Genomic DNA, 23,622 nt, shown 5'->3' with positions numbered 1-23,622 from the left:
GGGACCGTGAGCGAACAGATCGACGACGCCCTCGCGCCGGTGAGCGCGTCCGCGGACAACGAGATCCCGGCCGCGGCCCGGCACCGGTGGGCGGAGCTGGCGGACCTGATCAACGCGGACCAGTTCGCCTACTACATCCGCGACGCGCCCGTGTCCTCCGACAAGGAGTACGACGAGCGGTTGCGCGAGCTCCAGGCGCTCGAGGACGAGCACCCAGGGCTACGGACACCCGACTCGCCGACCCAGCGGGTGGGCGGCACGTTCTCCACCGAGTTTGCCTCGGTCAGCCACGTGGAACGCATGCTGTCGCTGGACAACGCGTTCTCCGACGAGGACATCGTGTCGTGGGCCGACCGCGTGCACCGCGACCTGGAGGCCGACGCGCAGCTGCACTACCTCTGCGAGCTCAAGATCGACGGGCTGGCCATCGCGCTGCTGTACGAGAAGGGCCGGCTCACGCGGGCGGCAACACGCGGCGACGGTCGTACGGGCGAAGACGTCACGTTGAACGTCCGCACCATCTCGACCATCCCGGACGTCCTCGGCGGTGATCCCGCGACGCACCCGGACCTCATCGAGATCCGCGGTGAGGTGTTCCTGCCGGTCGAGGCGTTCGCCCAGCTCAACGCGGCACAGGTCGCGGCAGGGAAGGCGCCGTTCGCCAACCCGCGGAACGCGGCTGCGGGATCGCTGCGGCAGAAAGACCCCCGGGTGACCGCGTCGCGGGACCTGCGGATGTACGCCCACGGGATCGGGGCATTGCGGTGGCCCGCCGGTGGCGGCGTCGGCATCGAGCGGCAGTCCCAGGTCTACGACCTGCTCGCGGCGTGGGGGGTCCCCGTCTCGGGACACACGAAGGTCGTGCAGGGGCTCGACGGTGTGCGGGAGATGATCGCGTACAACGGCGAGCACCGGCACGACGTCGAGCACGAGATCGACGGCATCGTGGTGAAGGTCGACGAGATCGCGTGGCAACGACGCCTCGGCGCGACGAGCCGGGCACCGCGGTGGGCGATCGCGTACAAGTACCCGCCCGAGGAGGTGAACACCAAGCTCCTCGACATCCGCGTGAACGTGGGCCGGACAGGACGCGTCACGCCGTTCGGCGTCATGGAGCCCGTGTTCGTCTCAGGGTCGACCGTGGAGATGGCGACGCTGCACAACGCGAGCGAGGTCAGGCGCAAGGGCGTGCTGATCGGTGACACGGTGGTCCTGCGCAAGGCGGGCGACGTGATCCCCGAGATCGTCGGCCCGGTCGTCGACCTGCGGGACGGCTCCGAGGTCGAGTTCGTGATGCCGACGCAGTGCCCCTCGTGCGGTACGACGCTGGCGCCGAGCAAGGAGGGCGACGTCGACATCCGCTGCCCCAACACCCGTTCGTGCCCGTCGCAGCTGCGCGAGCGGCTCTTCCACGTGGCGTCGCGGGGAGCGTTCGACATCGAGGCACTCGGCTGGGAGGCGGCGAACAGCCTGCTCGCGGCCGGTGTGGTGACCGACGAGGGCGACCTGTTCTCGCTCGACGCGGACGACCTGCGCAAGGTCCCGCAGTTCACTCTCTCGACCAGCTCGAAGGTTGCCGGTCGGGTCAGGGAGGCGGGGGACCTGAACGCGGTCGGCCAGGCGCTGCTCGCCAACCTCGAGAAGGCCAAGGACGCGCCCCTGTGGCGGGTGATCGTCGCGCTGTCGATCCGGCACGTCGGACCGAGCGCCGCACGCGAGCTGGCCAAGCACTTCGCCACGCTCGACGCGATCCGGTCGGCGAGCGAGGAGGAGCTCGCGTCGGTCGAGGGGGTCGGTCCGACGATCGCGACGGCGATGCGCGCCTGGTTCGACCAGCCCGAGGACGACGACAAGTGGCACGCAGAGATCGTGCGCAAGTGGGCCGCTGCCGGCGTCCGGATGCGGGACGAGCGTGACGAGTCGATGCCGCGAACGCTCGAAGGGCTGACGGTCGTGGTCACGGGTGGTCTTGAGCGGCTCAACCGCGACGAGGCCAAGGAGGCGATCCTGTCGCGTGGCGGCAAGGCGTCGGGCAGCGTGTCCAAGAAGACCGACTACGTGGTGGTCGGCGAGAACGCGGGCTCCAAGGAGACCAAGGCGCGCGAGCTCGGGCTGCGGATCCTCGACGAGGCCGGGTTCGAGCGGCTGCTTGCACAGGGGCCCGCGGGTGTCGAGGTCTCGGACGGCGGCGCCGACGACTCGGCCGAAGGTTCCGCGTGAAGCGTGGACATCGCGTCGGCGCGACGCTCATGACGGTGGTGCGGTGAAGGCGGCGCAGGCGACCGGTCCGACCGTCCGGTTGGCGCGGGCCGAGGAGATCGCAGGCGCGGGCGCACTGACGGCTGAGGCGTACCTCGCGGACCAGCTGCTCGACGAGGACGACGAGTACGAGGCCCAGCTGCGGGACGCATCGAGGCGTGCCCGGGAGGCGCTGCTGCTCGTCGCGACGGTCCCCTGCGCGGAGTCGGACGGCAGCGAGACGGTCGTCGGGACCGTGACGCTCGCTGCGTTCGGCACCGGCTACGCCGAGATCGCTGAGCCGGGCGAGCTCGAGGTGCGGATGCTTGCGGTGGCTCCTCGGGCGCGCGGCCGCGGGATCGCCGAGGCACTCATGCGCGCCGCGCTCGGGCAGGCCGTCGCGTCGGGTGCTCGGCGCGTGGTGCTCTCGACGCTCGACTCGATGGTCACCGCGCACCGGCTCTATGCCCGACTCGGGTTCGTGCCCGCGCCCGAGCGCGACTGGGGGCACGAGTACGTGCACCTGCGGGTGCAGACCTGGACGGCGCCGGAGGCTCCCGGTGCGCTGGTGGAGGCGCAGACCTGGCCTCCGTTGTCGGTCGTGGAGGTGGACGGCTGGCGGGTCGGCCTCTCGGCTGGGCTCACCCGGCGTGGCAACAGTGCGCTGCCGACCGGGGTGCCGGACGACCCGCCGTCGGCGCTGGACCGCGTCGAGCAGGTGTATGCGGACGCGGGCCTGCCGACCGTCGTGCGAACCCCGCCACCCGGTGGGGACCGGGTCGCGGCGGTCACCGGCCTGCTCGACGCGCGCGGGTACCGGACGGCCGCGGAGACCGCCGTGCTGACGCGCCCGCTCGTCGGCGATCCAGCGCTGCCCGGTCCCCTGGAGCTGCCCGGCGTGCACGTCACCGTGCGCGACGCGCCGGACGACGCATGGCTCCGGCTCTGGCTCGGTGCGAAGAGCGACATCGCGGACGAGGTGACCGGACGCGCGATCCTCACGGGTGTCCCGGCGCTGTACCTGACCATGACAGCCACCTACGACACGACGCCGATCGCCGTCGTCCGAGTCACGCTCGTGGACGACTGGGCAGCGCTGTCCTGCCTCGTCGTCCACGGCTCTGCCCGGCGCCGCGGGCTGGCGCGGGCGCTCACCCTCCGTGCGCTGCACGAGGGGCGAGAGCATGGCGCGCGGCGTGCGTTCCTGCAGGTCGAGGCTCACAACGCAGCGGCCGCGGCGCTCTACTGGGGCCTCGGCTTCCAGCCTGCCGACTGGTACGCCTACCGGGAGCGGGACGTGCGCTGACGCGCACGCGTGCGAGCGCCCCGGTGGAGCGGCACACGTGCGCGCATCACGTGGCAGGCCGCGCGGCCCAGAGCAGACCTCGCTCGATCATCGTGCGGACGGGCGGCAGCTCGAGGTCCGCGAGCTGGTGACCGGGTGCGCACACGAACACTCGCCCCTCGCCCCACTGACGGGTCCAGACGGCCGGTGAGGTCACCGGTGAGTGCCACGGGTCGCCCGGACCGGGCACGATCGTGGTGGTCGCGAGCACGTCGTTGAGGTCGTCGGCGAGCAGCCAGTACTGCTCGGAGCGGAGGCTGAAGTCGACGATGCCGTCGACCACCGGGTGCTCGCTGCGGGACGGCACGACCGAGATCGCGTGGTCGACGATCCCGCCGGGGTGGGCGGCGAACTGGGCGCCGACGAGCTGCAGGTAGTCGGTCGCCATCCGGAACGAGTCCACGATCCCGCCGTGCCAGCCCGCGAACCCGGTTCCCGCAGCGACGGCGTCGCGCAGGCCGTGCAGCTCGTCGGCGAGGATCTCGCCCATGGTCCAGCACTGCACGACAAGGTCGGTCGCCGCCATGAGCGCGGGGTCTGCGTAGACCTCGAGCGAGCCTTCGACGACGACGTCGAAGCCGCTCTCGCGCAGGAACGGCACGAACAGCTCGGCTGCTTCCTCCGGTGCGTGGCCGTCCCACCCGCCACGGACGACGAGCGCTCGACGTTGCTGGGTCACGGGGTGCCTCCTAGGAGATCAGGGCGTCGATTGCGGCGGCGGACAGCACGTGGTCGGAGGCCATCGCGGATGCCCCCAGGACGCCGGCGCGGCCCTTGGTGCGGGAGGCGACGATACGCAGGTGCTGGGTCGCCAGGGGGAGCGACCGGCGGTAGACCACCTCGCGGATGCCGGCCAGGAGGTGCTCGCCGGCCTCGGCGACGACGCCGCCGATGACGATCACCGACGGGTTGAGCATGCTCACGCACGCGGCGAGCACGTCGCCGATGCGGCGGCCGGCCTCGCGGACCTCGCGCGTCGCGTCGGGGTCCCCGGCCCGCACGAGGGCGACGACGTCGGCGCTCGTCGTGGCGTCGACGCCGGTCGCCCGGAGCGCGTCGGCGATGGCGGGCCCGCTGGAGACGGCCTCGAGGCAGCCGGTGTTGCCGCATCGGCAGGGCAGGTCGGGCCCACCAGGGACGGCGATGTGCCCGAGGTCGCCGGCCGCACCTTGTGCGCCGCGCCGGATCCTCGCGTCGGAGATGATGCCGGCACCGATCCCGGTGGCCACCTTGACGAACAGGAGGTGGTCGACGGCGGGCCACTGCGAGGTGTGCTCGCCGAGGGCCATGACGTTCACGTCGTTGTCCACGAGCACGGGGACGTGCTCCAGGCGCCGCGAGAGGTGTCCGGGCACGTCGGCGTCGTCCCAGCCCGGCATGATCGGCGGGTTGATCGGGCGACCGGACGAGTGCTCGACGGGCCCGGGCAGCCCGACTCCGACGCTGACCAGGTCGGACAGGGGCCGGTCGGCGTTCTCGAGCAGCTTGTGCCCGAGCGACACGACACGGTCGAGCACGAGGGCGGGACCCTCGGCGATCGCGATCGGTTCCCCGATCTCCGCGAGCACGGTTCCCACGAGGTCGGTGAGCGCGAGACGCGCGTGCGTGGCTCCGAGGTCGACGGCGAGGACGACGCGGGCGGCGGGGTTGAACGCGAACGTGGCCGGGGGGCGGCCTCCGGTGGACGTCGCCTCGCCGGCGGGCTGCACGAAACCCGAGGAGAGGAGCAGCTCGACGCGTGCGGCGATGGTGGAGCGCGCCTGACCGGTGAGAGTTGCCAGGTCGGAGCGGGTGCGGGGTTGCCCGTCGCGGAGCAGCTGGAACATCTCCCCGGCGCCCGTCGGCTTGGGGGCGAACTTGAGGAGCTCGTCCATGGGCACAGTGAACCATCGCTTCTTGTGTAGGTCACGTTCGCATAACTCTGACACGAGACCGGCGACTTTTGCTTGACGGGCGACAGAAGTACGTCCTAGTTTCTCCGACATGGTCAGTGCAGACCCCACGAAAGCCCCACCGGTGCTGTTGCAGATGCGCGGCATCGTGAAGCAGTTCCCCGGCGCCCGAGCGCTGGACGGCGTCGACCTCGAGATCCGTGCAGGCGAGGTGCACTGCCTCCTCGGCCAGAACGGCGCCGGGAAGTCCACCCTCATCAAGGTCCTCGCCGGGGCGCACCAGCCGGACGAGGGCGAGATCCTCGTCGACGGCACGGCCGTCACCATCCCGCACCCGGTCGCAGGCCTGAAGCTCGGCATCGCGACGATGTACCAGGAGCTCGACGTCGTGGACGGCCTGTCGGTCGCCGAGAACATCTACCTCGGGCACGAGCTCGCGGTCGGGGGGTTCTCCCAGCGGCGGGCCGCCACGGCGCACACCCGCGCCATCCTCAAGCGGCTCGGCCACGGCGACATCTCGCCGCACCGCGAGGTGGGCCAGCTCTCCGCTGCCGGCAAGCAGATCGTCAGCATGGCCCGGGCGCTGTCGCACGACGCCCGCGTCATCGTGATGGACGAGCCGTCGGCGGTGCTCGACTCCGAAGAGGTCGCGAACCTGTTCCGCGTGGTCCACGAGCTCACCAGCTCGGGCGTCGCCATCGTCTACATCTCGCACCGGCTCGACGAGATCCGCCAGATCGGCGACCGGATCACCGTGCTCAAGGACGGTCGCACGGTCGCGACGAACCTCGCCGTGGCGCAGACGCCGACGGCCGACCTCATCCGGCTCATGACCGGCCGCGACGTCGAGTACGCGATCCCGCCGCGCCCGCCCGTCCCCGACGACGCCCCGACGCTCCTGCACGTCGATGGCCTCGGTCTTGCAGGCTCGTTCAGCGACGTCTCCTTCGACGTGCGCGCGGGGGAGGTCGTGGGGCTCGCCGGGCTCGTCGGCTCGGGCCGCACGGAGATCCTCGAGACGATCTTCGGCGCTCGCAAGCGGACCGCGGGCACCGTGTCGGTCGGGGGCGAGACCCTGCGACCCGGCTCCGTGAGCGGCGCCGTCAAGGCCGGCATCGGGCTCAGCCCCGAGGAGCGCAAGAGCCAGGGCCTGATCCTCGACGAACCGGTCTACCGGAACATCACGCTCTCGACCTTCACACGTACGGCGAACGCGTCGTTCCTCGACGAGGCCGCCGAGCGCCGCGTCGCCAAGGAGCAGATCGACGCCCTCGACGTCCGACCGTCCGATCCCGCTCGCGCCGCACGGACGCTGTCCGGCGGCAACCAGCAGAAGGTGCTCCTCGCGCGCTGGCTGGTGCACGGCTGCCGGGTCCTGCTTCTCGACGAGCCGACCCGTGGCGTCGACGTCGGCGCCCGGTCGGAGATCTACGCCCTGATCGCGAACCTGGCGAAGGGCGGCGCCGCGGTCGTCGTGGTGTCCAGCGAGATCGCCGAGGTCATCGGGCTGTCCGACCGGATCCTGGTCGTCTCCGAGGGGCGTGTGGTCCACGACGGGCCCGCAACCAGCATCGACGAGCACCGCGTGCTCGACCTCGTCATGGAAGGAAGTGCCGCGTGAGTGAGCAGACCACCCCGGGGGCAGCCGTACCCGGCCGCTCCGTGACCGAGCTCGCCGGCGACGTGCCCGTCCACGCCGACCGTCCCGCTCAGGCGCCCCGCCGGGGGCTCCTGCACGGCCCCGCCGGGCGGAACCTCGGCCTGGTGATCGCCCTCCTGGCCATCTGCATCTTCGGGGTCGCGACGGCGGGAGAGCGGTTCGCGAGCCCCGAGAACGCGCTGACCATCCTGCGTCTGGCCTCCGTCACCGGCGTGGTGAGCATCGGGATGACCTTCGTCATCATCGGCGCCGGGATCGACCTGTCCGTCGGTTCGGTGATCGGCCTGGCCTCGGTGTGGGCCTCCACGCTGGCCACCCAGACCATGGCGCAGGACCTGAACTGGGGCGTGATGGTCGTGACCGCGCTCGCGGTGGGCCTCTGCGCCGGGTTGGTCAACGGGGTGCTCATCGCGTACGGCAAGGTCGTCGCCTTCATCGCGACCCTCGCCATGATGGTCGCCGCCCGTGGCCTTGCCGAGATCATCGCCCAGCGCAAGACCCAGGTGGTCTCGGTCCAGGGCTTCCTCGACTTCTTCCGGGGCGACCTCATCGGGATCCCGACGCTCGTCTGGATCTTCGTCCTGGTCTCGGTGGCCGGGTGGATCCTGCTCAACCGCACCACGTTCGGCCGACGCACCATCGCGGTCGGCGGCAACCCCGAGGCGGCCCGGCTCGCGGGCATCAAGGTCAAGCGCCACACGATGTACCTGTACGCCCTCTCCGGGCTGGGGGCCGGCATCGGCGGCGTGATGATGCTCGGCCGGACCACGGCCGGCAGCTCCACGAACGGCCTGTTCCTCGAGCTCGACGTCATCGCCGCCGTCGTCGTGGGCGGCACGCTCCTCGTCGGCGGTCGTGGCACGATCGTCGGCACCGTCCTGGGCGTCCTGATCTTCACCACGCTGTCCAACGTGTTCACGCAGAACAACTTGTCCAGCTCGGCGCAGGCCGTGGCCAAGGGCGTGATCATCGTCGTCGCCGTGATGCTCCAGCAGCGCATCGCAGGTCGCACCCCCGCAAAAACCTGACGACACCGACGTCGTCGACAGGCATCACGTCACCCCGCACGTCCGATCAAGGAGGATCAGCCATGTCCGCACCCCTGCACAGGCGGTGGCTCGCCGTCGCCGGCGCCACAGCAGCCTTCGCGCTCATCGCCGCCGGTTGCACGTCCAACACCCCTGAGGCGGACGACACCGCCGCCGCCGTGGCGCCGGCCGCAGCGGGAAGCAACGACGAGCCGGGGGACAAGGTCACCATCGCCTTCTCCGGCCCCGCGGCCGACCACGGCTGGCTGGGCGCGATCAACTCCGCCGCCAAGGCCGAGGCGGAGAAGTACTCCGACGTCGACTTCGTGATGGCCGAGGGCACCAACGACGTCAGCGTGCAGATCAGCCAGATCGAGCAGTTCATCAACGACGGCGTCGACGCGATCGTGCTGCTGCCGAGCGACGGTGCGGCACTGACCGAGGTCGCCACCAAGGCGATGAACGCGGGCATCCCCGTGGTCAACGTCGACCGGGAGTTCAGCGACCCGAACGCGGCCCGCACCACGGTGCTCGGCGACAACTACGGCATGGGCGTCAGCGCCGGCGAGTACATCTGCGAGCAGCTCGGCGGCACGGCCGGCGCCAAGGTCGCGGAGATCGCGGGCGTCGACTCGCTGCCGCTCACGCAGGACCGGAGCCGGGGCTTCAAGGACGCGCTCACCAAGTGTGGCCTCAAGGTCGACGCCCGTGTGGCAGCGGGCTTCACGGTCGAGACCGGCGAGGAGGCCGCGTCCGAGCTCCTGCAGGCCAACCCGAAGCTCGACGCCATCTGGAACCACGACGACGACCAGGGCATCGGCGTGCTCGCGGCCATCGACGCCGCGGGTCGCGACGAGTTCTTCATGGTCGGCGGCGCCGGCTCGAAGAACGCGATGGACGCCATCAAGGCGGACGACACGGTGCTCAAGGCGACGGTCATCTACCCGTCCACGCAGGGCGCCGACGGCGTCAAGCTCGCCCGCCTGCTCGCCCAGAACAAGGGCATGAGCGACCTGGTGGACGCCGCGGTCCCGCGCACCGTCCAGCTGTACGCGCCCATCGTCACCAAGGAGAACGTGGACGAGTACCTGCCCATCGGCTTCGCGTCCTGATCTGCGACCACACCGTGCCGGGCGGGTCGTCCGCGGCCCGCCCGGCTGCACAGACAGGAAGGCAAGAGACATGACAGAGCGTCTCGGCGTCGGCATGGTCGGCTACGCGTTCATGGGCGTCGCGCACTCGCAGGCCTGGCGCACCGCACCGCACTTCTTCGACCTGCCCCTGCATCCCGACATGGCAGCGATCGCCGGCCGCGACCACGCCGCGGTCACCGCTGCTGCCGCGCGGCTCGGTTGGTCCAGCGTGGAGACGGACTGGAAGGCGCTCGTCTCGCGTGACGACATCGACCTGGTCGACATCTGCACGCCTGGCGACACCCACGCCGAGATCGCGATCACTGCGCTCGCGGCGGGCAAGCACGTGCTGTGCGAGAAGCCGCTCGCCAACAGCGTGGCCGAAGCGGTGGCGATGGCCGAGGCGGCGGAGGCGGCGCGCGCCAACGGCCAGCTGGCCATGGTCGGGTTCACCTATCGGAGGGTTCCGGCGATCCAGCTGGCTCGACAGCTCGTGGCGGACGGCCGGATCGGCACCGTGCGGCACGTGCGGGCGCAGTACCTGCAGGACTGGATCGCCGACGCGAACGCGCCGCTGTCCTGGCGCCTCGACAAGCAGAAGGCCGGCTCGGGCGCCCTCGGGGACATCGGCGCGCACATCGTCGACCTCGCTCAGTTCGTCACGGGCGAGAGGGTCACCGGTGTGTCGGCCCTCCTCGAGACCTTCGTGCACGAGCGGCCGGTGGCTGCGTCCTCGTCGGGGCTGCACGGGACGGCCGGCACCGAGACGGGTCCGGTCACGGTCGACGACGCGGCAGTCTTCCTCGGCCGGATGTCCGGCGGCGGGCTCGCGACGTTCGAGGCGACCCGGTTCGCGTGGGGCCGCAAGAACGCGATCCGCCTCGAGATCAACGGGTCGGCGGGCTCGCTCGCGTTCGACTTCGAGGACATGAACGTCCTGCACTTCTTCGACGTTGCCCAACCCGCGGCCGAGGCCGGCTTCCGACGCATCGTCGTGACGGAGCCGGAGCACCCGTACGTCGGAGCGTGGTGGCCCGCCGGGCACGGGCTCGGCTACGAGCACGGGTTCACGCACCAGGCCGTGGACCTCGTGACGGCGATCGCCGAGCAGCGGCAGCCGGAGCCCAGCTTCGCGGACGGGCTCGTGATCCAGCGTGTGCTCGACGCTGTCGAGCGGTCGGCCGCCTCACACAGCATCTGGACCCCGGTAGACGAGGAGAGCTGACGATGGCACGACCGATCACCCTGTTCACGGGCCAGTGGGCCGACCTGCCGTTCGAGGAGGTCGCGCGGCTCGCCTCGTCGTGGGGCTACGACGGCCTCGAGATCGCCTGCTGGGGCGACCACCTGGACCCGTGGCGCTGGGACGACGACGAGTACGTGGCCGGCAAGCTCGCTCTGCTCGAGAAGTACAACCTCAAGGTGTGGGCGATCTCGAACCACCTCAAGGGTCAGGCGGTGTGCGACGACCCGATCGACCAGCGGCACCGGGACATCGTCTCGGACCGCGTCTGGGGCGACGGCGACCCGGAGGGCGTCCGGCAGCGGGCCGCCGAGGAGATGAAGCACACCGCCCGGATCGCCGCGAAGCTCGGTGTCGACACCGTCGTCGGGTTCACCGGGTCGAGCATCTGGAAGTACGTCGCGATGTTCCCGCCGGTGTCGGCGGAGACGGTCGAGGCGGGCTACCAGGACTTCGCCGACCGCTGGAACCCGATCCTCGACGTGTTCGACGAGGTCGGTGTCCGGTTCGCGCACGAGGTGCACCCCAGCGAGATCGCCTACGACTACTGGACCACCGTGCGCACGCTCGAGGCGATCGGGCACCGTCCCGCCTTCGGGCTCAACTGGGACCCCAGCCACTTCGTCTGGCAGGACCTGGACCCCGTCGGCTTCCTGTGGGAGTTCCGGGACCGGATCTACCACGTCGACTGCAAGGACACGAAGAAGCGTCTGGGCAACGGCCGCAACGGCCGGTTGAGCAGCCACCTGCCGTGGGGGGACCCGCGCCGGGGGTGGGACTTCGTGTCCACGGGCAACGGGGACGTGCCGTGGCAGGACGCGTTCCGGGTGCTCAACTCGATCGGCTACGCCGGACCGATCTCGGTGGAGTGGGAGGACGCGGGGATGGACCGGCTCGTCGGGGCACCGCAGGCTCTGGAGTTCGTCCGCCGCAACGCGTTCGACGCACCCGCTGCGTCGTTCGACGCGGCATTCAGCACGAGGTAGTCCCGGGGGGAGGTGCGCGCGGATCGGGAGTGCGCGCGCGTCTCGCAGAGCAGGGCGAGCGTCGTCTGCACCGCGGTTGAGGGGCCACGGGTGCGGACGGCGCTCGCCCTGTGTCGAGCCGGGCCACCCACCCGGTGGCGACGTCAGCGGGTGCTGGTGGTGGTGGACGCGCCGCACGACCCCGAGTCCAGCGTGTCCAGGTGGGTCGTTCCGGCCGAGCGCAGGGCCGTCGCGGTCGCGGTGACCTCGCTCGGCGCGATGACCTGGTCCTTGGCGTAGTAGAACCAGTCGACGTCCTGGGTGTACGTGCTCCGGCCGCCCTTGTGGCCCGCGGTGTCGATGAACCAGAGGTTGAAGTTCACCGACATAGGGGCCCGCGGCGCGACGGGGAACTGGCCGGTCTGCTCGTCGACCGTGTGGTCACCGAGCAGCACACCGTCGATGGAGTACGTGACGTGCCCGTCGGACACCTGCGTCACCACGGTGTGCCAGCCGTTCAGGCTGCGCGTCTGCTGCGAGTGCGCGTTGTGCGGGTCCCAGGGGTCAAGGCGGTAGCCGTTGTAGCTCGTCTGGTACGCGATCGGACCGGCGGCACCCCAGCCGCCGTTGGGCAGGTACTCCGTGAAGTCGAGCTCGCTGTACTCGGGGTCGTAGTCGAAGCGCTGCTGCGGACCGATGGCGAAGAACGTCTCGTTGACGTGGTCACCGTCCTTGCCCGACGTGGGGCTGTCGGTGAACCTGATCCGGCTGGCGTAGGTGCCGTCCTTGAACCGGCGCTGACCGGTGAGGAGCTCAGCCTGCGAGGTGCCGGCGGCATTCCCGTTGGTGGAGGCCGTGAGTCGCGCCACCGTGGAACCGTCGACGGTCGGGAAGGTGATGTTGCTCGACGACCACCCGGCGCCCACGACGCCGGGACCGCCCGCGTTGGTGCGTGCCTGCCAGCCGTTGCCCGTGAAGCGACTGTCGCTCGGGGAGGTGTAGCTGAAGTCGTCGAACAGAGCGCTGCAGGTGCTCGTCCCGGACGCCGTGGCGGCGCTCGCGCCGAGCAGGCTCATGCTGAACATCGTCGTGCCGAGGATCATGGCGGACACCGTCGTCCGGCGCAGTCGCGTCATGTGATCAGGTCTTCTCGTTCGGGAGGGTCGCTGTCCTGACGGATCAGCGCTGGTCCGGGCGGGAGGCGCATTCGCATCGGTCTATCGACGCCCATGACCCCGGCATTCGGGTTTCCTGGACGAACCGCAGGACCGAATCGGCCGGCAACCGGCCGACGTCGCACGATTCGGGCACGATACGAAGATGACTGGCGTGCGCGCGGTACCCGACGTCCGTGTCTTGAGCCGGCGTGCGTCCGTGCTGGCCCTCGGATGATCAGCGTCGCGCTCGCCCAGCGGCTCCACGATGCAGGGCTGCGGTGGCACCCCCGGCCGGGTGACGCGTTCGCCGTGCGCGTGCTGGACGACCAGGTGTTCACGATCGCGGACATGGTGGTCGAGCCGCGCGAGTACCCGACCGGCACGATCCTGGGGTTCAACGGCACCACGGAGTGGGCGCTCGACTCGGTGCGGCAGGAGGACGCGCTGTGGCTGCCGCGCGAGGACCAGCTCCGCGAGCTCCTGGGCGGGACGTTCCGCAGCCTCGCCCGCTCCACGTTCGGCGGCTACCAGGTCCTCGTCGAGGTCGCCGGACGGCCCGAGCAGGTGTTCAGCGCCGACGACGCGGCGGACGCCTACGCACAGGCGCTGCTCGCGCTCGTCCTCGCGGCAGCGTCGGGCTGACGTTCGGGAAGAACGCCTGCGACAGGGATGTCGAGATCGTCGCGGCGGCTCCGACCACCTCGTGAAGGACGACGCAGGCACCCGGCCGCGCGTCGCACACACCGGAGGTACCGAGATGTCCATCACCCCGTTCCTGTGGTTCGACGACGCGGCGGAGCAGGCCGCAGAGCGCTACGTCTCCATCTTCGCGAACTCCCGGATCGTCGACGTCGCCCGCTACGCAGAGGGCGGGCCTCAGCCGGCGGGCACCGCGTTCAACGTGACGTTCGTGCTCGACGGGCTCGAGATCCAGGCGCTCAACGGCGGACCGGGGCACCCGCACAGCGACGCGTTCTCCCTGCAGATCATGGTTCCGGACCAGGAGGAGTGCGACCGTGTGTGGGACGCGCTCCTCGCGGACGGCGGCACGCCCGGGCAGTGCGGGTGGCTGGTCGACCGGTGGGGTCTGTCGTGGCAGGTGATCCCTGAGGCCCTTCCGACGCTCATCTCCGACCCCGACCCCGAACGTGCCGGCCGAGCCCTGAACGCGATGTTCACGATGAGCAAGATCGACGTCGCCACGCTGCGTGCCGCCGCCGACGGCGTGTCGCGGGTCGGCGCGGGTGTGGAGCACCCAGGCGCGCGCGTCTGAACGTGGGGAGCGGGTGAGCGGGCACGTCTAGACTTCGGGCATGTCCACCCTCTCTCGCGACGAGGTCGCGCGCGTGGCGGGCCTGGCACGGATCGACCTGACGTCGGCGGAGCTCGACCGCCTTGCGGGCGAGCTCGACGTCATCGTCGAGTCGGTCGCGCGCGTGAGCGAGATCGCCACGCCCGACGTGCCGGCCACCAGCCACCCCCTGCCGCTGACCAACGTGTTCCGTGCCGACGTGCCCGAGGCCCCGGTGGACCGGGACCTCGTGCTGGCGTCCGCGCCCGCGTCGATCGACGGCAAGTTCGCGGTCCCGCAGATCCTGGGGGAGGACGCGTGAGCGACCTGACGAGGATCTCAGCCGCGGCGCTCGCGGACGCCCTGGCCAAGAAGGAGGTGTCCAGCGTCGAGGCGACGCAGGCACACCTCGACCGCATCGCCGGTGTCGAGCATGCGGTCCATGCGTTCCTGCACGTGAGCGGCGAGGAGGCGCTGGCCGTCGCCGCCGACGTGGACTCGCGCCGGGCCGCAGGGGAGTCGCTGCACGCGCTGGCGGGCGTCCCGATCGCGGTCAAGGACGTCGTCGTGACCAAGGGTCTGCCTACGACGGCCGGGTCGCGGATCCTCGAGGGCTGGGTGCCGCCGTACGACGCGACGCTCGTCGAGAAGATCAAGGCCGCGGGTCTGCCGATCCTGGGCAAGACGAACATGGACGAGTTCGCCATGGGCTCCTCGACGGAGCACTCCGCGTACGGGAACACGCACAACCCGTGGGACCTCGACAGGATCCCCGGCGGTTCGGGCGGCGGTTCGGCCGCGGCCGTCGGAGCCTACGAGGCGCCGCTGGCCATCGGCACGGACACCGGCGGCTCGATCCGTCAGCCGGCCGCCGTCACGGGCACGGTCGGCGTGAAGCCCACCTACGGCGGGGTGTCGCGCTACGGGCTCATCGCGCTGGCGTCGTCACTGGACCAGGCCGGTCCCGTGACGCGCACCGTGCTGGACTCGGCGCTGCTGCACGAGCTGATCGGCGGCCACGACCCGCGCGACAGCACCTCGATCGACGAGCCGCTCCCCGGCCTGGTGGACGCCGCCCGTCGGGGTGCGACCGGGGACCTGTCCGGGGTGCGCGTCGGCGTCATCACCGAGCTGCAGGGTGAGGGGTACCAGCCCGGCGTGCTCGCGCGGTTCCACGAGTCGCTCGAGGTGCTGCAGAGCGCGGGCGCGGAGATCGTCGAGGTCTCCTGCCCGCACTTCACGTACGCGCTCGCGGCGTACTACCTGATCCTTCCGGCCGAGGCGTCCAGCAACCTGGCCAAGTTCGACGGTATGCGGTTCGGCCTGCGGGTCATCCCCGAGGACAACCCGACCGCCGAGCGCGTCATGGCAGCCACGCGTGGCCAGGGGTTCGGCGACGAGGTGAAGCGCCGCATCATCCTGGGCACCTACGCGCTGTCGGCGGGCTACTACGACGCCTACTACGGCTCGGCGCAGAAGGTCCGCACGCTCATCCAGCGCGACTTCACCGCCGCGTTCGAGCAGGCAGACGTCCTGGTCTCCCCGACCGCGCCGACCACGGCGTTCAAGCTGGGGGAGAAGCTCGACGACCCGCTGGCCATGTACCTGAACGACGTCGCGACGATCCCCGCCAACCTCGCCGGGATCCCGGGGATGTCGCTGCCGTCCGGCCTGTCCGACGACGGCCTGCCGGTCGGGTTCCAGATCCTCGCGCCGGCGAAGGCGGACGACCGGCTGTACCGCGTGGGCGCGGCCCTCGAGATGCTTCTCGAGACGTCCTGGGAAGGTCCGCTGCTGCTGAAGGCACCTGAGTTGGAGATCGCGCGATGAGCACGCTGGTGGACTACGACGACGCCGTCGCGCGCTACGACACGGTCATCGGGATCGAGGTGCACGTCGAGCTCGGCACGCGCACCAAGATGTTCGACGGCGCGGAGGTCACGTTCGGCGCCGAGCCGAACACCCAGGTCACACCCGTCTCCCTCGGGCTCCCGGGCGCTCTGCCGGCCGTGAACGCGACCGCGGTCGAGTACGCGATCCGCATCGGCCTGGCGCTCAACTGCTCGATCGCCGAGAGCTGCCGGTTCGCGCGGAAGAACTACTTCTACCCGGACGTGCCCAAGAACTTCCAGACGTCGCAGTACGACGAGCCCATCGCGTACGAGGGCTGGGTCGACGTCGAGCTGGACGACGGGAGCATCTTCCGTGTCGAGATCGAGCGCGCGCACATGGAGGAGGACGCCGGCAAGAACACCCACATCGGCGGTTCCGACGGGCGCATCCACGGTGCCGAGTACTCGCTGGTCGACTACAACCGTGCGGGCATCCCGCTGGTGGAGATCGTCACCAAGCCGATCGAGGGCGCCGGTGCGCGTGCGCCCGAGGTTGCCCGCGCCTACGTGCAGACGCTGCGCGACATCTTCCGTGCCCTGGGCGTCTCCGAGGCCAAGATGGAGCGCGGCAACGTCCGTGCCGACGTCAACGTCTCGATCCGTCCGACGCCCGAGTCGGTACTGGGCACCCGCACCGAGACCAAGAACGTCAACTCGTTCCGGTCGGTCGAGCGGGCCGTGCGCTACGAGGTCAGCCGTCAGGCGGGCGTGCTCGACGACGGCGTCGCAATCATCCAGGAGACGCGTCACTGGCACGAGGACACCGGGACCACCGCGTCCGGCCGCGTGAAGTCGGACGCCGAGGACTACCGGTACTTCCCGGAGCCCGACCTGGTGCCGATCGCCCCGGACCGCGCCTGGGTCGAGGAGATCCGTGCAGGCCTGCCCGAGATGCCGGCCGCGCGCAGGAGGCGGCTGCAGGCGGAGTGGGAGTACGCCGACGCCGAGATGCGTGACGTGGTCAACGCCGGCGCGGTCGAGCTGATCGAGACGACGATCGCCGCGGGCGCGAGCCCCGCCGCCGCACGCAAGTGGTGGATGGGCGAGCTGGCGCGCACGGCCAAGCAGCAGGACGTCGAGCTCGAGGCGCTCCCCGTCACGCCCACGCAGATCGGCCAGCTGCAGAAGCTCGTCGACGAGGGCGCGATCAACGACAAGCTGGCCCGACAGGTGCTCGAGGGCGTGCTCGCGGGCGAGGGAGACCCGGCCGAGATCGTGGCCGCCCGCGGCCTCGGTGTCGTGTCCGACGACGGCCCGCTCCTCGACGCGATCGACGCCGCGCTCGCCGCGCAGCCCGACATCGCCGAGAAGATCCGCTCGGGGAACCTCGGACCCGTGGGCGCGATCATCGGTGCTGTCATGAAGGCGACGCGTGGGCAGGCCGACGCGGGTCGCGTCCGGGAGCTGCTGCTGGAGCGGATCGGGTCGTAACACCGCGTCCACAAACCGGCCGTAGTCTCGGCGGACGCGAGAGGAGCGGACGATGGACAAGCCCACGCTGCAGGGCGAGATGATCGTGCTCCGGCCGATCCGCCCGAGCGACGCGGACGCGATGTGGGAGATGCTCGAGGACCCGGAAGGCACCCGCCTGACGGGCACGACGGCGACGTTCACACGCAAGGAGGTCGATGCGTGGTGCGCGAGTCGCGCAACCGCGCAAGGCCGCTATGACTTCGCGGTGACGGTGGACGGCGACGACACGTTCCGCGGTGAGATCGTGCTGAACGAGGTCGACGAGGTGGTCGGGTCCGCCAACCTCCGCATGGCCATGCACCCGCACTACCGCGGTCGCGGCTACGGCACGGAGGCCATCCAGCTCGTGCTCGGCCTGGCGTTCGACGGGCTCGGCCTGCACCGGGTCGAGCTCGACGTCCTCAGCATCAACGCGCGCGCCAAGTCGCTCTACGAGAACATCGGCTTCCGCGTCGAGGGCCGCAAGCGGGACGCGTACCGCGACGGTGACGGCTGGTGCGACGCGATCATCATGGCGATCCTGGAGGACGAGTACCGCGCGGCCCAGCTGGGCTGAGAGGGCTCCGTCGTGGAAGGGGCGCCGAATGAGCCGCGACACGCCACCGCCGGTCACCGCCGAGATCGTCGTACGGCGCAGGGGTGACACCGCCGCCGTCCTGCGGGACGTCCGGATCAGGGTCGACGGTGCGTACGTAGGAGGCCTTCGGCCGACCCAGTCGTTGGTCGTGCCTGTGGGACCGGGCCTGCATGAGGTGCGCGCGCGGCTCGACTGGGCTCGGTCTCCCGTCCTGACGATCGACACGTCGGCCGGCGGTGCGCATCGGCTCGTCGTCTCCTTCCCCTGGTCAGCGTTCTGGCGGATGCTCTGGGCGCCTGGCTCGGCGCTCACCATCACGCTCGACACCCGGCCGGTCGGGGCGATGTACCCGCGTTGACGGGGCGGCGTCACGCGACGCCGGGCACGCTCAGGTGCGGCCGCGGTGGAAGTCGTCGAGGGCGACTGCGCGTTCGATCGCGTGGTCGACGATCGGGGCCGGGTAGCCGTCGGGCGGTGTGCGCAGCTTCCACGGCTCGTGCACCTCACGCCCGGGGACGCCTCGCAGCTCCGGTATCCAGCGGCGCACGTAGTCACCGGACGGGTCGAACTTCCGCCCCTGCGTCACCGGGTTGAAGATGCGGAAGTATGGTGCGGCGTCCCGACCGGTCCCGGCCACCCACTGCCAGTTCAGCTGGTTCTGGGCGATGTCGCCGTCGAGCAGCCAGGACATGAAGTGCTCTGCGCCGCGCTGCCAGCGGACGTGCAGGTCCTTGACGAGGAACGATGCAACGACCATGCGGACCCGGTTGTGCATCCAGCCCTGCGCACGCAGCTGCCGCATCCCGGCGTCGACGATCGGGTAGCCCGTGCGCCCCTCCGCCCAGGCGGCGAACGCGACGAGCTCCGCCCGGCCGGCCGCCCAGGAGTCGTCGGGCACGACCTCACGCAGCGACGCCCGGGTGGCGTCGGGATGGTGCCAGAGGACGTCGGCGTGGAACTCCCGCCAGGCCAGCTCCGAGCGGAACGTCGACGCAGCATCGGACCGGGGCAGGTCTGCGAGCAGCGTCCGCGGGTGCAGCTCGCCGAACTTGAGCGGGACGGACATGCGTGAGGTGCCGTCGACATCGGGTCGGTCGCGGTCGGTCGGGTAGGTCGACAGACCGTCGCGGAGGAACTCGTGCCAGCGTCGTAGCGCGGCAACCTCACCGGCGGGTGGGAGCCGCACGTCGGTCGGCGGTTCGGCCGGAATGCCGTCGGAGCGCAGCGTCGCCCACGAGGCTCCGGCCGGACGCGGCGCCGGGGGAGCCCAGCCGTGATCCACCCATGCCCGGCGGAACGGCGTGAAGACCTGGAACGGTGTGCCGCCCTGGGTCCTGAGCAGACCTGGACCTACCGCGTACGGCGAGCCGGTGCGGATCAGAGTCAGGCCTTCGTCACGACGGCGACCGAAGGGCTCGGTCGACGCGGTGACGTGCACCGCGTCGACTCCGGCCTCGGCGGCGACCTCCGGGACCACGTCGCGCGCGGGCCCGTGCCGGAGCACGAGGCGTCCGTCCAGCGCGTCGTCGAGTGCGCGCAGGGACCGGACGAGGTAGGCCAGCCGTGGTGCGCCGGCCGTGGCCCACAGCCCAGGATCGACGACGAACAACGGCACGACAGTGCCGTCGTCGGCGCGAGCGGCCTGGATCGCAGCCAGCAGCGACGGGTTGTCCGCCAGGCGCAGGTCACGGCGGAACCAGTGGATCGTCGGCACCCGGCGACGCTATCGGCGCCTGCACGCCTGCGCTTCCCGGGATGCGCCACTGGTGCGCGGCACCGGTCCGGTCCACGATGAAGGCATGACCGGGGTCGAGAACACGGCACCCAAGCGCGACACGCTTCCACGTGACCGCGGGTTCTTCGGGCATCCGTACGGGCTGTTCACGCTCTTCAACACCGAGCTGTGGGAGCGGTTCAGCTACTACGGGATGCGCGCCATCCTGCTCTTCTACCTCACGGACGAGGTCGTCGACGGTGGCCTCGGGATCAGGGAGGCGACGGGCGAGGCGCTCGTCGCCATCTACGGGTCGTCGGTCTACCTGCTCTCCGTGCTCGGCGGCTGGCTCGCCGACCGCATGATCGGTTCGCGCCGCTCGGTCCTCTACGGCGGGATCGTCATCGCCGCCGGGCACATCTTCCTGACCGTGCCGAGCGCCGCGTGGTCGTACGCCGGCATCTGCCTGGTCGCGTTGGGCACCGGCCTGCTCAAGCCGAACGTGTCGAGCATGGTGGGCGAGCTGTACGACCGTGACGACCCGCGGCGTGACTCCGGCTTCTCCATCTACTACATGGGCATCAACATCGGCTCGCTCGCCGCCCCGTTCCTCGTCGGGCTCGCCCGCGAGTGGGGTGGCTACCACGCAGGCTTCGCGGTCGCTGCGGTCGGGATGGGCTTCGCCCTCGTGTTCTTCGTCGCGGGTCGCAAGTACCTCGGCGGCGCGGGGGACGCCGTCCCCAACCGGCTCACCCGAGCCGACCGTCCCGCGGTCGTCCGCCTTCTCCTGATGGTCTTGGGTGGCATCGTCCTCGCGGTCTTGATCGCGGTCTGGGTGCGAGGTGGTCTCGGGCCCGAGGCGCTCGTCGACTCCGTGTCCTACCTCGCCTTCGCGGCCCCGATCGCGACGTTCATCGTCATGTTCCGGTCACCCAAGGTGACGTCGCACGAGCGGTCCCGCCTCCGTGCCTACATCCCGCTGTTCATCGCCGCGATGCTGTTCTGGATGATCTTCGAGCAGGCAGCCAGCACCCTGTCGTCGTTCGCGAAGGACCGGACCGACCTGCACATCTTCGGCATCCCCATCCCGCCGGAGTTCTTCCAGTCGGTCAACCCGGCCTTGATCATCCTCCTGGCGCCGTTGTTCGCCTGGATCTGGCTGAAGCTCGACGACCGCCCGCCGACGGCCGTGAAGTTCGCACTCGGACTCATGTTCGCTGCTCTGAGCTTCGTGTTCCTGGCGGTTGCGTCGGCGGCGTTCGAAGGAACCAAGGCGCCGTCGTGGGTGCTCGTCCTGGTCTACGCGATCCAGACGATCGGTGAGCTCTGCCTGTCGCCTGTCGGCCTCGCCGCGACCACCTTGCTGGCGCCGCGAGCGTTCCGCGGGCAGGCGATGGCGCTCTGGTTCCTGGCGTCCGCGGCGGGCAGCGCGATCACCGCGCAGCTGATCCAGGCCACCGAGGGCACGAGTGACACTGTCTACTTCGGCGCGATCGGCCTTGTTGCTCTGGCCTTCGCCGGCGGGATGTTCGCACTTGCGCCGTGGGTGACCCGGCACATCAAGGCTGGCGCAGAGACTGCGGGCGAGGCCGCGCTCCAGCGCTGAGCCACCGATGTCGGTGGCCGGTGGAAGGGTGTTCTCCATGACTGAGGTTCTGAAGTGGTCCGTGGTGACCGACCGGGTCGACGCTCGTCACTGGCGCGTCATCGCTGGGCGGTTGCGGGCGACGTTCGGTGCCGACGACTTCGCAGCCGCTGCCGCGTTCGTCTCGCGCGTCGCTCAGGCCGCCGACGCGGCGAACCATCACCCGGACGTTCTGCTGCGCTGGGGCGAGGTGGCGGTCACCACGGTCAGCCATGACGCGGGAGGGCTGACCCAGCGGGATGTCGACCTGGCGGCCACGATCAGCGCCCTGGCCGACGAGCTCGGGCTGGCCGGCAAGCCGCCGAAGTCCGAGACCCTTGAGATCGCGATCGACGCGATCGACATCCCCGCGGTCCGGCCGTTCTGGAAGGCGGTCCTGGCCTATGTCGACGACGGCGGCGACGATGACAATGCGATCGCCGACCCTGCCGGCGTCGGGCCGGCGTTCTGGTTCCAGCAGATGGACGCACCCCGCCCGCAGCGCAACCGGATCCACCTCGACGTGATCGTTCCGCACGACGAGGCCGAGTCCCGCGTCGCGGCCGCGATAGCGGCCGGTGGGCACCTGGTCAGCGACGACGCAGCGCCACGCTTCTGGGTGCTCGCGGACACGGAGGGCAACGAGGCGTGCGTCTGCACGTGGGAGGGGCGCTCGTCCAGCTGAGCAACCCGAGGGAGCGTCGCGGTGCAGGTTGCCCGGGCGAGCGCAGGAGGCGGTCGCACTACGCGGGGAGCGTGAACGTCCAGCCCTGCGCGAGACGCTCCTCGACGACGGCTGTCACGGCGGCGAGCGTGCCGTTGCGATGGTCGCCACCGCCGTCATGCGTGAGCACGAGCTCGCCAGGTCGGATCGCCGCCCGCAGGTTCTGCGTGAGCGTCGGGACGTCCTGCGTGGACCAGTCGTCGATCGTGTTCAGCACTCCGAGGGGCTGCATGCCCAACGTGACGGCGACCTCCGCGGAGACTCCCCAGCTGCCGTTCGGCGCACGGAAGTACGGGACCTGCGCGTCGGGCGCCGCTGACCGGATGATCCGCAGGTTCTCCACGAGGTCCTCCCGGACCCGGTCGGCTGGCCAGTCGCCGAGGTCCTCGTGGCGCGTCGTGTGGTTCCCGATCAGGTGCCCTTCGCGCACGATCCGCCGGAGCACCGCCGCGCCACCCGGCGCGGTGACGTTCTGACCGATCACGCAGAACACGGCAGGGATCTGGTGCGCGGACAGGAAGTCCAGCAGAGCCTCGGTGGTCGCACCGTTCGGGCCGTCGTCGAAGGTCAGCGCCGCGACCAGCCCCGTGCCGGCGGCCCGAGTGACATGGGGCGCGTCAGTCACGATCTCGGTGGCGCGCACGACGCGCGGACCACGAGCTCGGTGGGCAGCCTCACGTGCGGCGCGCGCTCGCGGCCGCCGATCAGGTCGACCAGCAGGCGCAGCGCCTCGGCGCCCATCCGCTGCAGGGGCTGGTTGATCGTGGTGAGGGCGGGGGAGGCCAGCACCGACTCGGGTACGTTGTCGAACCCGATCACGGACAGGTCGGCCGGGACGGACAGCCCACGCTCGCGTGCCACGGCCAGCACCTGGATCGCGGAGAGGTCGTTCGCGGCGAAGAGCGCGGTGGGTGGGTCCGGCCGGTCGAGCAGGACCCGCGCGGGTTCGTCGGCAGTCTCGCGGCGGTAGCCACCGACACGCACGAGGGACTCGTCGACCGGTACGCCCGCCGCAGCCATGGCCTGCCGGAAGCCGGCCTCGCGCAGGCGGGCGGACTCGAGGTCCGGGCGGCCGCCGAGGAAGGCGATGCGGCGGTGCCCCAGATTGAGCAGGTGCTCGGTGGCCAGCACCGCACCGCCGAGGTTGTCCGAGTCTACGGTCGGCATCCCGGTCGGACCTGTGTGCGGGTCGACCGCGACGACGGGGATACCGGGGTTGGCCTCGACCACGGTCGGCGTGACGATGATCGCGCCGTCGATGAGCGTGCCGGAGAGCCTCGACAGGTAGCGCCGCTCCCAGCCGACGTCGGCCCCGGGCGCGCCGCCGCCGGAGTACGCGAGCAGCTCGTAGCCCGTGGGACCGACCGCCGAGGACGCCCCTTTGAGCAGCTCGGTGCTGAACGGCTCGAACTCGGCGACGAGGATGCCGATCACGTTCGTCCTGTGGCTGCGCAGGGACCGCGCGCCGAGGCTCGCCTCGTAGCCGAGCTGGTCGATGACCTCCTGGACCTTGGTCAGGGTGCTCTGCGCGACGCCGTACCGGCCGTTGACCACCTTGGACACGGTGGCCACCGATACGCCCGCGGTACGGGCCACGTCTTCCATCTTCACGCGGGGTATCGAGTCCACGTGGGGATCATATGGCATCGTTTCGATAACGTTATCG

The 23,622-nt window shown here is 70.8% G+C and carries 22 protein-coding genes; 16 read left to right on the top strand and 6 right to left on the bottom strand.

The window, feature by feature from the left end; all coding sequences use genetic code 11:
* Nucleotides 1-6: 6 nt before the first annotated feature.
* Nucleotides 7-2,220: an NAD-dependent DNA ligase LigA gene (gene ligA, locus N553_RS23550; RefSeq protein ID WP_051640335.1), complete on the top strand. Its 2,214-nt coding sequence runs from the start codon at nucleotides 7-9 to the stop codon at nucleotides 2,218-2,220.
* A 43-nt stretch (nucleotides 2,221-2,263) separates the two neighbouring features.
* The gene (locus N553_RS0118230; RefSeq protein ID WP_028047729.1) at nucleotides 2,264-3,544 is read left to right on the top strand and encodes a GNAT family N-acetyltransferase; all 1,281 of its coding nucleotides are present in this window, start codon (nucleotides 2,264-2,266) and stop codon (nucleotides 3,542-3,544) included.
* Nucleotides 3,545-3,590: 46 nt separating this feature from the next.
* Here the strand turns inward: N553_RS0118230 and N553_RS0118225 are convergent, their stop codons facing one another.
* Nucleotides 3,591-4,262 carry a ThuA domain-containing protein gene (locus N553_RS0118225; RefSeq protein WP_028047728.1) on the bottom strand — a complete coding sequence of 224 codons (672 nt, stop codon included), beginning with the start codon at nucleotides 4,260-4,262 and terminating at the stop codon, nucleotides 3,591-3,593.
* A gap of 10 nt (nucleotides 4,263-4,272) precedes the next feature.
* Nucleotides 4,273-5,457 (bottom strand): ROK family protein, encoded by a 1,185-nt coding sequence (locus tag N553_RS0118220; protein WP_028047727.1) that lies wholly within the window; start codon nucleotides 5,455-5,457, stop codon nucleotides 4,273-4,275.
* 109 nt (nucleotides 5,458-5,566) lie between these two features.
* On the opposite strand from N553_RS0118220, the gene N553_RS0118215 reads away from it, so the two are divergent.
* The 5 genes from N553_RS0118215 to N553_RS0118195 all read left to right on the top strand — a co-directional run bounded on the left by N553_RS0118215 (nucleotide 5,567) and on the right by N553_RS0118195 (nucleotide 11,525).
* Complete coding sequence (locus N553_RS0118215; RefSeq protein WP_051640334.1) at nucleotides 5,567-7,096, top strand: sugar ABC transporter ATP-binding protein; 1,530 nt, start codon at nucleotides 5,567-5,569, stop codon at nucleotides 7,094-7,096.
* Complete coding sequence (locus N553_RS0118210) at nucleotides 7,093-8,163, top strand: ABC transporter permease (protein ID WP_028047725.1); 1,071 nt, start codon at nucleotides 7,093-7,095, stop codon at nucleotides 8,161-8,163. Before N553_RS0118215 ends, N553_RS0118210 begins: the two co-directional genes overlap by 4 nt.
* Before the next feature lie 62 nt (nucleotides 8,164-8,225).
* Entirely contained in the window at nucleotides 8,226-9,275 is a 1,050-nt protein-coding gene (locus N553_RS0118205) for a substrate-binding domain-containing protein (protein ID WP_028047724.1), read from the top strand.
* 70 nt (nucleotides 9,276-9,345) lie between these two features.
* Nucleotides 9,346-10,521 (top strand): Gfo/Idh/MocA family protein, encoded by a 1,176-nt coding sequence (locus N553_RS0118200; protein ID WP_028047723.1) that lies wholly within the window; start codon nucleotides 9,346-9,348, stop codon nucleotides 10,519-10,521.
* Nucleotides 10,522-10,523: 2 nt separating this feature from the next.
* Complete coding sequence (locus N553_RS0118195) at nucleotides 10,524-11,525, top strand: sugar phosphate isomerase/epimerase (RefSeq protein ID WP_028047722.1); 1,002 nt, start codon at nucleotides 10,524-10,526, stop codon at nucleotides 11,523-11,525.
* 143 nt (nucleotides 11,526-11,668) lie between these two features.
* Here the strand turns inward: N553_RS0118195 and N553_RS0118190 are convergent, their stop codons facing one another.
* Entirely contained in the window at nucleotides 11,669-12,640 is a 972-nt protein-coding gene (locus tag N553_RS0118190) for a glycoside hydrolase family 16 protein (RefSeq protein ID WP_028047721.1), read from the bottom strand.
* Nucleotides 12,641-12,892: 252 nt separating this feature from the next.
* On the opposite strand from N553_RS0118190, the gene N553_RS0118185 reads away from it, so the two are divergent.
* From N553_RS0118185 to N553_RS0118155, 7 genes are all read left to right on the top strand, one after another.
* Nucleotides 12,893-13,303, top strand: a complete 411-nt coding sequence (locus N553_RS0118185; protein ID WP_028047720.1) for a hypothetical protein — start codon at nucleotides 12,893-12,895, stop codon at nucleotides 13,301-13,303.
* Nucleotides 13,304-13,418: 115 nt separating this feature from the next.
* Nucleotides 13,419-13,934 carry a VOC family protein gene (locus N553_RS23545; protein ID WP_051640347.1) on the top strand — a complete coding sequence of 172 codons (516 nt, stop codon included), beginning with the start codon at nucleotides 13,419-13,421 and terminating at the stop codon, nucleotides 13,932-13,934.
* Nucleotides 13,935-13,974: 40 nt separating this feature from the next.
* A complete protein-coding gene (gatC, locus tag N553_RS0118175) occupies nucleotides 13,975-14,274 on the top strand; it encodes an Asp-tRNA(Asn)/Glu-tRNA(Gln) amidotransferase subunit GatC (protein ID WP_028047719.1) in 300 nt (99 codons plus the stop codon).
* On the top strand, nucleotides 14,271-15,782 hold the full coding sequence (gatA, locus tag N553_RS0118170; protein ID WP_028047718.1) for an Asp-tRNA(Asn)/Glu-tRNA(Gln) amidotransferase subunit GatA: 1,512 nt from the start codon (nucleotides 14,271-14,273) through the stop codon (nucleotides 15,780-15,782). The genes gatC and gatA overlap by 4 nt, the downstream gene beginning before the upstream one ends.
* Nucleotides 15,779-17,275: an Asp-tRNA(Asn)/Glu-tRNA(Gln) amidotransferase subunit GatB gene (gene gatB / locus N553_RS0118165; RefSeq protein WP_028047717.1), complete on the top strand. Its 1,497-nt coding sequence runs from the start codon at nucleotides 15,779-15,781 to the stop codon at nucleotides 17,273-17,275. Before gatA ends, gatB begins: the two co-directional genes overlap by 4 nt.
* Before the next feature lie 52 nt (nucleotides 17,276-17,327).
* Entirely contained in the window at nucleotides 17,328-17,873 is a 546-nt protein-coding gene (locus N553_RS0118160) for a GNAT family N-acetyltransferase (protein ID WP_028047716.1), read from the top strand.
* 28 nt (nucleotides 17,874-17,901) lie between these two features.
* On the top strand, nucleotides 17,902-18,252 hold the full coding sequence (locus N553_RS0118155) for a hypothetical protein (protein ID WP_028047715.1): 351 nt from the start codon (nucleotides 17,902-17,904) through the stop codon (nucleotides 18,250-18,252).
* A 30-nt stretch (nucleotides 18,253-18,282) separates the two neighbouring features.
* Here N553_RS0118155 and N553_RS0118150 read toward each other — a convergent pair whose 3' ends face one another.
* Complete coding sequence (locus tag N553_RS0118150; protein ID WP_028047714.1) at nucleotides 18,283-19,608, bottom strand: deoxyribodipyrimidine photo-lyase; 1,326 nt, start codon at nucleotides 19,606-19,608, stop codon at nucleotides 18,283-18,285.
* 85 nt (nucleotides 19,609-19,693) lie between these two features.
* Here N553_RS0118150 and N553_RS23540 point away from each other — a divergent pair, with 85 nt between their 5' ends.
* Both N553_RS23540 and N553_RS0118140 read left to right on the top strand, forming a co-directional pair.
* The gene (locus tag N553_RS23540; RefSeq protein WP_034623295.1) at nucleotides 19,694-21,214 is read left to right on the top strand and encodes a peptide MFS transporter; all 1,521 of its coding nucleotides are present in this window, start codon (nucleotides 19,694-19,696) and stop codon (nucleotides 21,212-21,214) included.
* Between the two features lie 37 nt (nucleotides 21,215-21,251).
* Entirely contained in the window at nucleotides 21,252-21,917 is a 666-nt protein-coding gene (locus N553_RS0118140; protein ID WP_028047713.1) for a 4a-hydroxytetrahydrobiopterin dehydratase, read from the top strand.
* A 58-nt stretch (nucleotides 21,918-21,975) separates the two neighbouring features.
* Here N553_RS0118140 and N553_RS0118135 read toward each other — a convergent pair whose 3' ends face one another.
* Both N553_RS0118135 and N553_RS0118130 read right to left on the bottom strand, forming a co-directional pair.
* A complete protein-coding gene (locus tag N553_RS0118135) occupies nucleotides 21,976-22,581 on the bottom strand; it encodes a polysaccharide deacetylase family protein (protein ID WP_028047712.1) in 606 nt (201 codons plus the stop codon).
* Entirely contained in the window at nucleotides 22,578-23,603 is a 1,026-nt protein-coding gene (locus N553_RS0118130; protein WP_034623294.1) for a LacI family DNA-binding transcriptional regulator, read from the bottom strand. Before N553_RS0118130 ends, N553_RS0118135 begins: the two co-directional genes overlap by 4 nt.
* Nucleotides 23,604-23,622 lie beyond the last annotated feature (19 nt).

Source organism: Cellulomonas sp. URHE0023, from assembly GCF_000688475.1.
GTDB lineage: Bacteria > Actinomycetota > Actinomycetes > Actinomycetales > Cellulomonadaceae > Cellulomonas.
Note: the sequence above shows the minus strand (reverse complement) of the source record. Positions and strands in the feature narration are given on the sequence as shown.